The following is a 232-nucleotide window of genomic DNA, read 5'->3' as shown; positions in this document are numbered from 1 at the left end:
AGAAGGAGAGGGGAGAGGAGGGAAGGGGAAAAAAAGAAAAAAGAGGGGGAGGAAAGGGGGAGGAAAAGGGAAGGGAGAAGGGGAGAGGGGAGGGGAAGAGGGGGGGGAAGAGGAAAGGGGAAGGGGGAAAAGGAAAGGAGAAGAAGGAGAGAGAAAGAGAAAAGGGGAAAAAGGAAGGAGAAAAAAGGGAAGGGAAGAAGAAACGGAAACAGGGGGAGAAGGGAGTATTATA

1 protein-coding gene is annotated in these 232 nt (G+C 51.3%); it reads left to right on the top strand.

What is annotated here, in order from left to right:
* Positions 1–232, top strand: a 232-nt coding sequence (locus LK536_RS59210) for a hypothetical protein (protein ID WP_506092390.1), incomplete at both ends; no start/stop codon positions are given.

Origin of the sequence: Clostridium pacaense (genome assembly GCF_020709765.2) — a bacterium.
In the GTDB taxonomy this organism is placed as follows: Bacteria; Bacillota; Clostridia; order Lachnospirales; family Lachnospiraceae; genus Enterocloster; species Enterocloster hominis.
Note: the sequence above shows the minus strand (reverse complement) of the source record. Positions and strands in the feature narration are given on the sequence as shown.